Origin of the sequence: Kutzneria buriramensis, from assembly GCF_003387475.1 — a bacterium.
In the GTDB taxonomy this organism is placed as follows: Bacteria; Actinomycetota; Actinomycetes; order Mycobacteriales; family Pseudonocardiaceae; genus Kutzneria; species Kutzneria buriramensis.
On record NZ_QUNO01000010.1, the window covers coordinates 338,256 to 351,961 of the forward strand.

General features: G+C 71.1%; 12 protein-coding genes. 5 read left to right on the top strand and 7 right to left on the bottom strand.

Annotation, left to right across the window (positions count from 1 at the left end; translation table 11 throughout):
• Positions 1–28: 28 nt before the first annotated feature.
• Positions 29–2,137, top strand: a complete 2,109-nt coding sequence (locus BCF44_RS29315; RefSeq protein WP_147328678.1) for a putative bifunctional diguanylate cyclase/phosphodiesterase — start codon at positions 29–31, stop codon at positions 2,135–2,137.
• Here the strand turns inward: BCF44_RS29315 and BCF44_RS29320 are convergent.
• Positions 2,127–3,347, bottom strand: coding sequence for an MFS transporter (locus BCF44_RS29320; protein ID WP_116177620.1), 1,221 nt, complete (start codon positions 3,345–3,347; stop codon positions 2,127–2,129). The two genes, BCF44_RS29315 and BCF44_RS29320, sit on opposite strands and share 11 nt — an antisense overlap.
• Complete coding sequence (locus BCF44_RS29325; protein WP_116177621.1) at positions 3,344–4,156, bottom strand: hypothetical protein; 813 nt, start codon at positions 4,154–4,156, stop codon at positions 3,344–3,346. Before BCF44_RS29325 ends, BCF44_RS29320 begins: the two co-directional genes overlap by 4 nt.
• Positions 4,157–4,249: 93 nt before the next feature.
• Here BCF44_RS29325 and BCF44_RS29330 point away from each other — a divergent pair, with 93 nt between their 5' ends.
• From BCF44_RS29330 to BCF44_RS29340, 3 genes are all read left to right on the top strand, one after another.
• On the top strand, positions 4,250–4,720 hold the full coding sequence (locus BCF44_RS29330; RefSeq protein ID WP_246015680.1) for an Lrp/AsnC family transcriptional regulator: 471 nt from the start codon (positions 4,250–4,252) through the stop codon (positions 4,718–4,720).
• A 132-nt stretch (positions 4,721–4,852) separates the two neighbouring features.
• A complete protein-coding gene (locus BCF44_RS29335; protein WP_116177623.1) occupies positions 4,853–5,563 on the top strand; it encodes a hypothetical protein in 711 nt (236 codons plus the stop codon).
• Positions 5,560–5,925 carry a GntR family transcriptional regulator gene (locus BCF44_RS29340; protein WP_116177624.1) on the top strand — a complete coding sequence of 122 codons (366 nt, stop codon included), beginning with the start codon at positions 5,560–5,562 and terminating at the stop codon, positions 5,923–5,925. Before BCF44_RS29335 ends, BCF44_RS29340 begins: the two co-directional genes overlap by 4 nt.
• Before the next feature lie 371 nt (positions 5,926–6,296).
• Here BCF44_RS29340 and BCF44_RS29345 read toward each other — a convergent pair whose 3' ends face one another.
• Positions 6,297–7,130 (bottom strand): class I SAM-dependent methyltransferase, encoded by an 834-nt coding sequence (locus BCF44_RS29345; protein ID WP_116177625.1) that lies wholly within the window; start codon positions 7,128–7,130, stop codon positions 6,297–6,299.
• Positions 7,131–7,300: 170 nt separating this feature from the next.
• Entirely contained in the window at positions 7,301–8,485 is a 1,185-nt protein-coding gene (locus BCF44_RS29350; protein WP_116177626.1) for a cytochrome P450, read from the bottom strand.
• A gap of 77 nt (positions 8,486–8,562) precedes the next feature.
• Here BCF44_RS29350 and BCF44_RS29355 point away from each other — a divergent pair, with 77 nt between their 5' ends.
• A complete protein-coding gene (locus BCF44_RS29355) occupies positions 8,563–9,186 on the top strand; it encodes a TetR/AcrR family transcriptional regulator (protein ID WP_246015683.1) in 624 nt (207 codons plus the stop codon).
• A 150-nt stretch (positions 9,187–9,336) separates the two neighbouring features.
• Here the strand turns inward: BCF44_RS29355 and BCF44_RS29360 are convergent, their stop codons facing one another.
• The 3 genes from BCF44_RS29360 to BCF44_RS29370 form a co-directional block, all read right to left on the bottom strand.
• Positions 9,337–12,312: a glycine--tRNA ligase gene (locus BCF44_RS29360; protein ID WP_116177628.1), complete on the bottom strand. Its 2,976-nt coding sequence runs from the start codon at positions 12,310–12,312 to the stop codon at positions 9,337–9,339.
• A gap of 149 nt (positions 12,313–12,461) precedes the next feature.
• Complete coding sequence (locus BCF44_RS29365) at positions 12,462–13,217, bottom strand: isocitrate lyase/PEP mutase family protein (protein WP_116177629.1); 756 nt, start codon at positions 13,215–13,217, stop codon at positions 12,462–12,464.
• Entirely contained in the window at positions 13,214–13,693 is a 480-nt protein-coding gene (locus tag BCF44_RS29370; RefSeq protein WP_246015685.1) for a carboxymuconolactone decarboxylase family protein, read from the bottom strand. Before BCF44_RS29370 ends, BCF44_RS29365 begins: the two co-directional genes overlap by 4 nt.
• Between the last annotated feature and the right edge of the window lie 13 nt (positions 13,694–13,706).

Sequence of the window (13,706 nt, forward strand, 5' to 3'; positions counted from 1 at the left end):
CCGGGATGCCGGAACGAGCGAGGTGGCGATGGCCGACGACGGTCGAAGCGCCGAACTGCGCGAGTTCGCCGAGGGCTGGGCAGCCGCCATCATCGACACCAGCTACGTGCCGATGTCGCGGCGGGAGATCGAGGACTTCTTACTGGATCTGTCCGGTTCCCTGCTGACCGCGCTGCTCAGCGAGCCGTTCGACCCCGCGCCCGCCCTCGAGGTCGGGGCGCGGCTGGTCAACGCCCACTTCACCGCGCCCGAGGCGCTCGGCCGCACGCTCCAACTGCTCGGCACCGGCCTGGTGCAGCCGGCCGGCCTGTCCAGCGAGGACCAGCGGCTGCTCGACCGCGTCGTCCAGCTGCTCGGGCGGCTCAGCACCGGCTACTCGGAGGCGCTGCGCGAGCGAACCTTCGAGGAGCAGGAGGTCATCAAGCAGGCGATGTGGCTGGCCACCGATGTGGCGCAGCGCCGCCTCCAGGACAGCGAGTCGCGCTTCCTCGCGGTCTTCGACTCGGCGCCGATCGGCCTGGCCATCGGCGACTTCGACTCCAACATCCTGGAGTCCAACCAGGCGTTGCAGGACCTGCTCGGCTACACCCGCGAGGAGCTGAACGCGCTGACCGGCGCGGACATCCTGCACCCGGACGACATCCCGGACACCCTGGAGCGCTACAACCGACTGTTCCGCGGCGAGTACCCGTCCTTTCGCAGCCGGCAGCGGCTGCTGAAGAAGGACGGCGACGTGCTGTGGGCCAACGTCACCGTGTCCGCGGTGCGGGACTCCACCGGCGTGGCCACCTACCAGGTGGCGATGGTCGAGGACGCCACCGAGCTGCACTACGCGAACCAGGCGATGGCCACGCTCGGCATGCAGGACCCGCTGACCGGCCTGCCGACGCGGACCGCGTTCATGGCGCGGCTCGACAGCGTGCTCGGCCGGGTCGACCGGCCGCGGCGGGTGGCGCTGTGCGTGTTCGGCATCGACGGCTTCGCCACCATCAACGACGGGCTCGGCCCCGAGGTCGGCGACGAGGTACTGCTCAAGCTCGGCACCAAGCTGCGCTACCACGCCGAGGACAACAAGATGCTCGCCGCGCGCCTCGGCGGCGACGAGTTCGCGCTGCTGATCGAGGAGTCGGAGGGCACCCGGACGGTGACGCCGCTCGTCGAGGAGGCGCTGCGGCTGATCAACGAGCCGGTGACGGTGCTCGGGCACCGGCTGTCCGTGCACGCCAGCGTCGGCATCGTCGAGCGCGCCGTGGGCCGGGAGCAGCCGGCCGAGCTGCTGCGCGACGCCACGATGGCGCTGCACTGGGCCAAGCAGGGCGGCAAGGCGCAGTGGGCGCTGTTCGACCAGCAGCGCTGCGACCGGGACCGGGCGCAGCTCCAGCTCGCGCTGACCATGCCGGTGGCGTTGGACAACGGCGAGTTCACCGTTGTGTACCAACCGATCCGCTCGCTCGGCGACAACCGGCTGGTGGCCGTCGAGGCGCAGCTGACGTGGGATCACCCCGAGCACGGCCTGCTCGCGGCCGCCGAGTTCCTGGCGCTGGCCGAGCGCACCGGGCTGGTGGTGCGGCTTTCGGAGTGGATGCTGCTCCAGGCGTGCGGGCAGGCGCGGCAATGGCAGCAGGAGTTCGGTGAGCGCGCCCCGATCGTGAGCGTGAAGACGCCGCCGCGGCAGGCCCGCGACCCCGACTTCCTGCCGAACGTCATCCGGGCGCTGGCCGACAGCGGGCTCGACGGCGGCCTGCTGCGCCTGGAGCTGGCGCAGGACGCGATCGACTGCGACAGCGAGGAGCAGGTCGAGGACATGGAGCTGCTCGCCGAGCGCGGCATCACGTTCAGCATCGCCGGGCTGAGCGGGCACCGGCCGGAATGCCTGGTGGCACGGCCGCTGACCGTGCTCAAGAGCCGGGACCTGGCGGTGTCGCAGGTCGACGGCGAGCGGGAGACGATCCCGGCGACGGTCACGTGGAACACCGTGTCGCTCGCGCACCAGATGGGCATGCAGGTGATCGCCGAGAACGTGGACACCCTGGACGATGTGGCGTGGCTGCGGGAGATCGGCGTGGACGCCGGTCAGGGCGTGGCGCTCGGCGAACCCGTTGACGCCGAGGAGATCGGGTCGCTGCTCACGCCGTGACCGGCAGGCGGTTGCGCGCGGCCGGGGCCAGCTTGCGCAGGCTCAGCCCGAGCGCCAGCATGCCGAGCGTCAGCGCGGCCGTGAACGCCGTGACGGCGACCCAGCCGCCGCCCGAAAAGGCAAGCCCGCCAACGGATCCGCCGACGCTGCTGCCGAGGTAGTAGCACAGCTGGTAGCTGGCGGAGGCCTGCGCCGGGTGCGCCGCGCGGGCGCTCACCCAGCCGCTGGCGACGGTGTGGCCGGCGAAGAACCCGGCCGTCACCAGCAGCAGTCCGGCCACGACCAGCACGAGGTCGTCGGACAGCATCAGCCCGAGGCCGACGACGCTGACCACCGCGGTCCCCCACAGCACCTGGCGTCGGCTGTAGCGGTCGACCAGGCGACCGGCGACCGGGGAGCTGACCGTGCCGGCGAGGTAGGCGACCGAGATCAGGCCGACGATCGCCTGCGACAGGCCGAACGGCGCGGCGGTCAGCCGGAAGCCGAGGTAGTTGTAGATCGTGACGAAGCTGCCCATCAGCAGCATGCCGATCAGGTAGAGGCGGATCAGTCCGCTGTCCCGGAAACAGCCGGCCAGGGTGCGCAGCCTGATCGGCTTCGGCCGGAAGTTGGCCGAGGACGGCATCACCGCCCGGAACAGCAGCGCGCAGCCCAGCGAGGCGACACCGACGACGCCGATCGCCCAGCGCCAGCCGCCGAGATCGGTGACCAGGCCGGTGATCACGCGACCGGCCATGCCGCCGATGCTGTTGCCGCCGATGTAGAGGCCCACCGCGAAACCGAGTGATCCTCGGTGAACCTCCTCGGCCAGGTAGGCCATCGCGACCGCCGGCAGGCCGGCGACCGCGAGACCCTGCAAGGCTCGCAGTACGAGGAGGACCGTGAAGTTCGGGCTCACCGCGACCGCGATCTGGAGCAGCGCGGTGGCGAACAGCGAGGCCGTCATCACCGGCATTCGGCCCCACCGCTCGGAAAGCATGCTCAGCGGCACGATCGCGACGGCCAACGCCCCGGTGGCGACGGAGATCGCCAGGCTCGACTCGGTCGGCGTGAGGCCGAAGTCCTTGGCGAAGACCGGAAGCAGCGGCTGCACGCAGTAGAGGACCATGAACGTGGCCAGGCCGGCGGCGAACAGCGCGAGGTTGATTCGCCGGAATCCCTTGCTGCCACGGCGGTGTGCGATTTCCTCGGGCGCCTGGGTCACGGTCATGCAGTGGAAGCTAGTTGCGGCTCGTTCATACGTCCAATACAGGAATCGACGGGTTTTGATCCATGGATGAATGTATTGAGCACGATGTGCGTGAACACCGTTGCCGCGGCGGCAAGCGGGAACGCGGCGAGGGCACCCAGGCGCGGCAGGAGGCTCGCGATCGTGAGGAAGAACACCGACGACGTGAAGGCGCCGGTCACGACGGCCCGCAACGAGATGATCGCCGCCGGGCCGCCGACGGTGTGCTGCCGCTGCGCGGCGAAAAGTGCCGCGAACAAAGGGAAAGACGCCAGGAGACCGATCGCCCGGGAGCCGACGAGCGTGGCGGCCGCCAGCACGAGGGTGGTCATGACGGTGGCGACGGCGATGCGCGCCGACAGTTCTGAGGGCATCGGCAGGACCTCGCGCGGGGTCAGCGCCGGCCAGGCGGAAAGCGTCGCCGCAAGTCCGGTCGGCACCAGGAATTCCAGTGCCGGCAAGGAGAACTGGTGCAGGCTCAGTGTGAGCGCGGCGATTCCGTAGCAGCAGACGGCGACCGCCAGCGCGATCGGCCAGCGTTGGGTGAGGGCGGTTCGGACGTAGCCGAGGCAGAACGCGGCGATCGCGAGCTGCCCGGACAGGGTGGCGATCGCCGTCTGCACGGCGAAGGTGTCGCCCTCGCGGAGGGTCAGGAGGGTGAGCGAGGAGGCGGCGGTGAGCGGGAGGCCGACGAGGCGGCCGCCGAACAGCGTTGCCCAGCGGCGCTGGAGGAGGGTGGCGGCGACGATCAGCGTGGGCGTGAGCAGGAGTTTCAGCAGGTCTTGGCCCATGACCTCGACCCTTTCAGGGATCCCACCACGTTTGTCGCGGAAATCGCGGCTGGATCGGGTGTGACGCTGCGATATTCTCGATAGATTGGCCACATGGGTTCAGAAGTCGCAGTGGACGCCGTCGACCGGGAGATCCTCACCGTGCTCCTGCACGACGGTCGGATCACGTATCAGGAGCTGGGCCGGGCGGTTCGGCTGAGCGCCAACGCCGTCGCCGATCGGGTCCGTCGGTTGCGGAAGTCCGGGATCGTGCGCGGCTACCGCGCCGATCTGGACTTCGCCGCGCTCGGACGGCCGCTGGTGCTGGTCACCGATGTCCGCCTGCGCGACGGCGTGTCCGGCGCCGAATTCGAGCGGGGGCTGCGCGGGTTTCCGCAGATCTTCTCGGCCGCGCACGTCACCGGGGAGTACGACTACCAGCTGCGGATGGCGTGCACGGACACCGTCGACTTCGAGGAGTTGATCGAACGCCTCAAGCGCGACCACGGGGCTCGTGAGCTGCGCAGTCGGCTCGTGCTCCGGCAGATCGCGCTCGATCCGGCCGGTGTGCTGGAGATCACCTGAGACGTTCGGGTGCATTTGGGCCTTGACGCTGGGTGTATTCGGCGGCGTCGAGGGGGCGACTTGGGACGGCCGGTCCGATACGGTGATCACAGTCACATGTCATTCCGGTCGCACTCAATGCCGAGGAGCTCCGTGGGATACGTCGACTCGTGGACGCAGCGCTATCGCGGCGTCGACCTGGGGCCCTACGGCCTGTTGCTCGGCCGGCTGATGGTCCGTCGACGGGCCGTCCATCTCGCCGCCGGTCTGGTCGGCGCGGTGCTCGTCCTGCGGGTCGCGCAGTTCCTCGTCGGCTCGTACGCACTGGTCTGGCCGGTGCTGCTGACCGCGCTGGTGGCGTTGGCCGCCGGCGTCGCGCTGCTCGTTCAGCGGGTCGGCGACCGTCGGATCGCCGCCGCCCAGCACGACCGCGTCGGGCGTCTTTGGCCCGTGGACTTCACCGCCGTCCTCGGTCGCCGCACCCGAATCCTGCTCACCGTTTCCTACGTCGGCGCCGCACTGCTCGGTTTCGTCCAACTTCTCTCCGGCGACGACATCGCGCCGGCCGTCGTCTTCCTCTGTGGCGTCGCCCTGCTCGCCGTCGTCACCTACGCCTCACTGCGCAGCGCGCTGACCCGCGCCCCCATCGCCGTCGACCACGGCTCCCTACAGGCCGACGATCTGCTCCGCGTCAACGACGCCCGACACGCCGCCGTCGCCTACCCGGTGCTGCTCGCCCTGGTGACGATGGCCTCCACCGCGTCGATTTGGTTGTTGACTGTGTACACAGCCGTTTCGGTTGTGATCTCGGTTTACGCGATGGCCCACGAGCCGCTGACACCGAAGGTGCCGGTGCCCCGGTGATCGAGCTCGACTCCGCGTCGCCCGTTCCGCCGTACGAACAGGTCAAGTCGCAGTTCGCCCGCCAGATCGCCGACCGGCAACTGGCCGTCGGCACCCGTCTGCCCACCGTCAGGCAGCTCGCCGGCGAACTCGGCCTCGCCGTCAACACCGTCGCCCGCGCCTACCGCGAGCTGGAGGAGGCCGGCCTCGTCCAGACCCGCGGCCGCGCCGGCACCTTCGTCAGCGCCGCCGGCGAGCACAGCCTCCAGCGCGCCCAACAGGCCGCCCACCAGTTCGCCGCCGCCACCGCCGACCTCGGCCTCTCTTCCGACGACCTCCTCCAGATCGTCCGCGCCGCCCTCGACCACCGGCCAACCCCCTGATCGATGGCGGGCCCCTCGACCACCCGGCCGGCCCTCGAACCGTCGACCAGCCCTGTGACCGTCGGCCACCCCTGGACCGTTGGCCGCGCGTAGACCATGAGGCCACGCCTAGACCGTCAACCAACCACTTAACCGTCGGCCGACCTCATGACCGTCGGCGAATCGCTTCACCGCCCGCGAATGCCGGCGTTCACCGACAGACTGCTGGCCTCCGGCGAGTTGCTCCGCGGCAAATTTGCTCGGCCGGTGACGAGCTACCCGTCCGTGCACGAACCGCTCGGCCGCCAGCCGGCCACTCGACCGTCGAAGTTCTCGACTTCGTTGAAAAGCTCGACTTCGTTGAACACCGGGCCGGCGACCGACTGGTCGGCTCAAACGGCGACGCCCGGCCAGGTGAGGGTGGCCAGTTCTCGGCCGGAGGAGCCGAGGTCGGGCGGGAAGTCCGGGGAATGGCCCAGGTCGCGGAGGGCGCGGTCGACTTCGGGGGCGGCGGAGGGTGGCAGACAGAGGCGTCGGCGGGTGACGTCGACAAGTTCGGCGAAATGGGCATGCTCGGCCTCCGGCGGTCGCCGCCACCGCGTCACCTCGGGATGGACGCCGAGTTCGTCGAGGGCGGCGAGAAGGTCGTCGACGGTGGGGCCGGTGGGGCGGGCGATGCTGTGGAAGTGACGCCATAGCGGGTTGAGCTCGGTCAGCGGGTGCCGGACGGCGGTTTCGACGACAACGGTGCCGCGGGCGTGGTCGGTGAGGGCGGCGACGAAGGGGGCGAGGTCGGCAACGTTGTAGAGCACGTTGCCGCACACCACTACGTGGACGACCGGCGTGTGGACGGCCGAGTCGGGCCACAGGCCGATCACCCGGTCGAGGGGTACTCCGATTCGGAGGGCGCGTTCGGCAAGGGAGTCGAGCAGCGAAGAGTCGCCGTCGACGGCGGTCAAGTGGGTGACACGGCCGGCAGCAGCGAGCGGCAGGCTGGTCGCGCCGGCGGCGGCACCGACGTCGAGGACGGTGCCGGGTACGGGCAGCGCCGCCATCGCTCGCTGGTAGGTCGCGCCGATGGGCTCCGCCAGTTGGGCATCGGCGCGTCGGACGAAAACGGCGCGGGGCAGCACCCACGGCGACTCCGGTGCGCGATCAAGCACTGCCGCCGGGATCCGCCACGCATCGAGTGACTGCCGCCAGTGCTCCAGCGCCGTCGTGCCCATGGCCAGAGCATGGCCGCCGGCCGGGCGGGCGCGCGAGCTCCCCGACGAACTCGACGCGACCGCCCGACGGTCACCAAGACCGCGCCACGGTCACCCGGACCACGCGACTGTCACCATGACCGCACCACGTTCACCCGGACCACACCACTGTCACCATGACCGCCCGACCGTCACCAGGTGACCGGCACTCCGACGAGCCCGCCGCCGAGTTGGTTGACGCGCAGCTTGAGGTCCTCGACGGGGACCGCGAGCCGCAGACCGGGAATGCGACGGAGCAGCTTGTCGAACACGATCTGGAGTTCGAGGCGCGCCAGGTTGGCGCCGATGCAGTAGCGGGCGCCGTGACCGAACGCCAGGTGCTGGTTGGACGGCCGCGCGATGTCGAAGCGCACTGCGTCGGCGAAGACGCGCTCGTCGAAATTGGCCGCACTGACGGCGAGCATCACCGCGTCGCCGGCGGGAACGGTGATGCCGGCGATCTCCATGTCCTCGCGGGCGTAGCGGAGCAGGCCGCCACCGCCGGTCATGCTGCGACGGAGCACCTCCTCGACGGCCGCCGCGACGAGCTTGTCGTCCGCGAGGAACGCCTCGCGCTGCTCCGGGTTGCTCAGGAACAGCACGGTGCCGACGTCGACACGGACCATCGTCGTCTCGTGGCCGGCGAACAGCAGCCCGCCGCACAGCGCGGCGAGTTCGTCGTCGCCGATCTTGTCGCCGTACTCGGCGACCAGGTCGCTGATCAGGTCGTCGCCGGGCTCACTGCGCTTCCCGTGGATGAGCCCCTTCATGTACGAGGTGAGCTTCTCCCAGGCCGCGGCCGAGCGGGCGCCGTCCATGGTGTCGCCGACGCCGTCCGACCACGACCGGAAGTCGTCACGGTCCTCGTACGGCACGCCGAGCAGGGCGCAGATGACCAGCACGGGAAGCGGCACGGACAGCCGCTCGTGCAGGTCGAGCGGCCCGCCGTCGGCCAGCATGCCGTCGAGCAGGCTGTCGACGATCTCCTCGATGTGAGGCCGCATCGCGCGCATCCGCCGCGGCGAGAACGCCGGCATGAGCATCGCTCGCATCATGGCGTGGTTGGCGTCTTCGTTGTCGTCGGCCTGCGCGCTGCCGAACAGCGCGGAGTTCGTCACCTTGGCGGCCTTCTCCGGGTCGGGGTGCGAACGCCCCAGCCGCGGGTCGGCGAACAGCTCGCGCACCTCGTCGTAGCGGGTGACCAGCCAGGCCTCGTCACCGACCGGCGTACGGACCCGCACGATCGGCACCTCGGCCTGGAGTTCCAGCAGTTGCGGCGGCACGTCCAGCACGCCGGCGCGCTCGAACGGCAACTGCGGCAGATCGGTGGTGGTCATCGAGATCCTCCCCAGCTCGGTATACTTTAAAATATACACACACGAGTCAACATCTGCGACCTGGTAGGACAGTGCGCGTGACGGAGCAACGCGGGGAACGGCTGCCCAGGGCGCAGCGGCGGGAGCAGGTCCTGGCGGCGGCGACCACGGCGTTCGCACGCAGCGGCTTCGCCGCGACGAGCCTCGACGACGTCGCCCGCGAGGCGGGCATCAGCCGGATGATCGTGTACCGGCACTTCGACTCCAAGCGGGACCTCTACCTGGAGGCGCTGGTCCGGATCGGCGACCTCATCAAGACGTCGACCGCCGGCGACGAGGTCAACACGGACACCCTGAGGGCGTTCATCGCGACGGCGGCGGCCGAGCCGGACGGGTTCCGGCTGCTGTACCGGCACGCCGCCCGCGAGCCCGAATTCAGCGACGCCGTGGAAACGATCCGGCGCGGCATGGCGGTGGCGACCCTCGCGCAGATCGGCGACCGGATCGCCGACCCGGCGTGGGCGAACTGGGCCGCCGAGAGCATCCCGGTAGTGCTGGTTGAGACGGTCATGGCCTGGTTGGACGCCGGACAGCCGGACCCCGAGACCGCACCGGACCGGATCCAGTCGGTCATCCGGGGCATCATCGACGTGGCCGGCCGAGCGCCGGCCCCTGGCGCGTCAACGGCCACGCCGCACGCGGCGAGCGCGACCGACAGCTAGCTCAGCTAGCGGTTGAACTCGGCCGCCAGCTGGACAGCGGGAAGGGCAGCACAACTCCGCGCGACGGCCGCCAGCCGGCGAGGGACTGCGGGCGATACGACGGCGGCCCCGTCTCGGGTGAGACGGGGCCGCCGTGGATAGAGCCCTGACTCAGAGGGCGCGCCAGTCCAGGACGCCGTCGGCCAGGGAGTTGATCGTGGCCAACAGGCCCAGGCGGGCGGCGCGAAGATCGGCGTCCTCGGCCATCACGAGCACGTCGTCGAAGAAGGCGTTGACGGGCTCGGTCAGCGGCGACGCGATGCCGACGAACTCGGCGAGGCCGGTGGTGTCGGCGCCGAACTGCGCGGAGACCTTGTCGACGGTCTCGTGCAGGGCGATCTCGGCCGGCTCGACCAGCCGCGACGGGTCGTAGCCGGCCTCGGTGCCGGCGGGCACGATGCGGCGGACCCGCTGGAGCGCGGCGGCCAGGGCGGCGAAGTCGACGTCGTCGCCGAGACGCTCCAGCTCGGCGAGAGCCGCGTCGGCGTCGGCGGGGGTGTCGGCGAGCGGCAGCACGGCCTGCACGAGACGGTGCTCGTGACCGGCGTCGAGCAGCTGCTGCTCGTACCGACGGACGCTGAACTCGTGGGCGTCGGCGAGCGCCGACTCGGGCACGTCGACGCCCTGCGCGGTGACGCGCTTCGCGGCGGCGGCCAGGCCACGGCTCAGGGTGACGGCCTTGAGCTGCGGGAACGCCCGAAGGATGCTGACGACGCCGAGGGTGGCCCGGCGCAGCGCGAACGGGTCGGAGCTGCCGGTCGGATTGGCGCCGATGGCGAACAGGCCGGTGAGCAGGTCGAGCCGGTCGGCCAGAGCGAGCAGCGCGCCGGGCACGCTGGCCGGCAGCGTGCCGCCGGCGGTCCGCGGCTGCTCCATCTCCGCAAGCGCTTGCGCCACCTCGGCGCTCTCGCCGGCGCGCAGCGCGTACTCGCGGGCCATGGTGCCGGCCAGGCTGGACAGCTCGATCACCATCTGGGTGGCCAGGTCGAACTTGGCGAGCCGGCCGGCCCGGTCCAGGGTGGCGCGCTCGGCGGCGTCGAGTCCGACGATGTCGGCGAGGTCGGCGGCCACTCCGGCGATGCGCTCGGCCCGGTCGGCGACGGAGCCGAGCCGCTCCTCGAACGTCAGCTTGGCCAGGCCGGTCTTGTGCTGCTCGGGCGTCTTCTTCTGGTCGGCACGCCAGAAGAACGCGGCGTCCTCGTAGCGGGCCCGCAGCACCGACTCGTTGCCGGCGCGGACCAGGTCGACGTCGCACGAGCCGTTGGCTACGGCGACGAAGTGCGGCAGCAGCCGGCCGTCCGTGCCGCGAACCGGCAGGTAGCGCTGGTGCTTGCGCATCACGGTGGTCAGGATCTGGCTCGGCAGCTCCAGGTACTCCGCCGCGAACGAGCCGAGGATCGGGTTGGGCTGCTCGACCAGGTTGGTCACCTCGTCCAGCAGCGCCGCCTCGCCCTCGAAGTCGACGGTGCCGCTGACCTCGGCGGCCAGCTCGGTGGCGCGGGCGACAATCCGCTCCCGCCGGACCGCGCCGTCGAGCACGATGTCGTGGCCGGCGAGGAAGTCGCCGTAACCGTCGGCCGAGGCGACCTCGACCTCCGGCTCGGCGGCGGTCCGGTGCACCCGGGTGAACCGGCTGCTCGACAGGGACGACACGGCGACCGGCACGACGGTCTCGCCGAGCAGCGCGACCAGCCACCGGACCGGCCGGGTGAACGACAGGCCGGCGTCGCGCCACCGCATGTTCTTGTCGGCCCGCAGCTCGGCGACGATCTGGCCGAGTAGCTCGCTCAGCACCTCGACGGCGCCGCGGCCGACGTCGGTCTTGACGACGCCGACGTGCTCGACGCCGTCCACGTCGATGCGGAGCAGCTCCTCGGACGCGATGCCCTGGCCGCGGGCGAAGCCCTGTGCCGCCTTGGTCGGGTTGCCGTCGGCGTCGAACGCCGCCGTCGCGCGCGGACCGCGGACGGTGCGCTCGGCGTCGGGCTCACGGGGCTGCACGTCGTCGACCAGCAGCACGAGACGGCGCGGCGTGGCGTGCACGGTGATGTCGCCGTGGCCGAGCCGGGTGCCGCCGAGCTTGGTGACCAGCGCGTCGCGGACGGCCTCGGCGCTGCGCACGACCTCGCTGTGCGGCAGCTCCTCGACGCCGATCTCGAACAACAGCGTCGCCGGGGCGTCCACCGTGGGCATCTCGGCCGGCAGCTGCGCCGCGGCCGGAGGCTCGACGACGCCGAGCGGGTGGCCCATCTCCTCGCGGCGCTCCGCCCACAGCTGGGCGACCTGCCGGGTCAGGGTGCGCATCTGCCCGAACGCCTTGGCGCGCTCGGTGGTGCTGATCGCGCCGCGGGCGTCCATCACGTTGAACGTGTGGCTGCACTTGAGCACGTACACGTACGCCGGCACCGGCAGCCGCTCGTCGATCATGCGACGGGCCTCGGTGGCGTACTCGTCGAACAGCCGCTGGTTGACCTGGATGTCGGCGTCGTCCAGGTAGTAGCGGCTCATCTCGTACTCGGACTGGCCGAACACCTCGCCGTAGGAGATGCCGGGCGCGTACGCGATGTCCTTGAAGTGGCCGACGCCCTGGAGCGCCATCAGGATGCGCTCGATGCCGTAGGTGATCTCCACCGACACCGGGTCCAGCGTCATGCCGCCGGCCTGCTGGAAGTAGGTGAACTGGGTGATCTCCAGCCCGTCCAGCCAGACCTCCCAGCCCAGGCCCCAGGCGCCGAGCGCGGGCGAGGCCCAGTTGTCCTCGACGAACCGGATGTCGTGTGCGTCGATGTCGATGCCGAGCACCTCGAGGCTGCCCAGGTAGAGCTCCTGGGGGTTGCCCGGGTCCGGCTTGAGGATGACCTGGAACTGGGTGTGCATCTGGAGGCGGTTGGGGTTCTCGCCGTAGCGGGCGTCGTCGGGCCGCACGCTGGGCTCGACGTAGCCGACGTGCCACGGCTCGGGGCCGAGCACCCGCAGCGCCGTGGCAGGGTTGGCGGTACCGGCCCCGACCTCGGTGTTGAACGGCTGCACGACCATGCAGCCGCGGTCGGTCCAGTACTTCTGCAACGCGAGCAACGCGTCCTGCATCGTCAACACGGGTGAACCCTCTTGCCCTCGGTCGTGGGCCCAGCGGTCGTGGGCACTGAGCTGGCGAAACACACCGCCACAGGGCCTCGATCCTAGGCGAGTGCGGCCCGTGGCCGCGCCGAGGGGCGGGCCACGGGCGACCGCGCAGCTCAGCGCAGGCCGGCGAGCTCGTCCCGGACGGCCCGGAGGCTGACCCGCCACAGACCGGTGGCCAGGCTGATCCGGGCGACCCCCAGGCCGGCCAGCTCGGCGACCGGCGGGGCGGGCGGCCTGAGCATGATGTTGACGGGGGCTTCGACCTGCCGGACGAACTCGCCGATCAGCGCCGGGTCGGCCAGGGCGATCGGGTAGATGGAGTCGGCGCCGGCGTCGCGGTAGTGCTTGGCCCGTCCGACACCGTCGTCGAAGACGGAGGCGTGGTCGGCCGGGTCGGTGGCCTGGATGAACACGTCGACACGGGCGTTGATCACCAGCGGCACGCCGGCGGCGTCGGCGGCCGCGCGAATGCCGGCGATGCGCTCCGCCTGCGCGTCCGGGTCCTGGAGCCCGTGGTTGCCGTGGTCGGTGTCCTCCAGGTTGATGCCGACGGCGCCGGCCGCGAGCACGGCGGCGACCAGGTCGGGCCCGTCGAGGCCGTAGCCCGCCTCGATGTCTGCGGTGACCGGCAGGCCGACGGCGTCGGCGATGCGGCGCACGGCGGCGAACATGTCCGCGGCCGGGATCTTCTCGCCGTCGGGGAAGCCGAGGCTGTTGGCGACGGCGCTGCTGGACGTGGCGACGACCGGGAAGCCGGCCTCGGCGACGAGGTGGGCGGTGGCCACGTCCCAGATGTTCGGCAGCACCAGCGGGTTGCCGGGCTGGTGCAGGTCGCGCAGCGTGGCGGCGTGCGCAGCGAGCCGGCTCATCGGACGCCGCCGAGCGCAGGCGGCTGGTTGCGGCTGATCACGGCGATCCGGTTCCAGGCGTTGATCGTCGCGATCAGGGCGATGATCTGCGCCAGCTCGGCCTGGCTGAACTGCTTCTCGGCCTCGGCCCAGGTCTCGTCGCGGACGCCGCCCTCGGCGAGCAGCGTGCCCTCCTCGGTCAGTGCGAGCGCCGCCCGTTCCCGCGCGGTGTAGAAGGAGAGCTCGCGCCACGCCGGCAGCGCGTAGATGCGGCGCTCGTTCTCGCCGAGCTCGCGGGCGTGGGTGGCGTGCATGTCGAGGCAGAAGCCGCAGCCGTTGAGCTGTGAGGCCCGGAGCTTGATCAGGTGGGCGAGAATGGGGTCCATGCCCTCCTCGCAGGCCTTGTTCGCCAGCACCATCGCGCGGTAGCTGGCCGACGCCTCCTTCGCGAAGTTGATGCGGGGCAGGTGGGTCACGTACTCGTCAGGAGAGCTCACATCGTCGACGCTA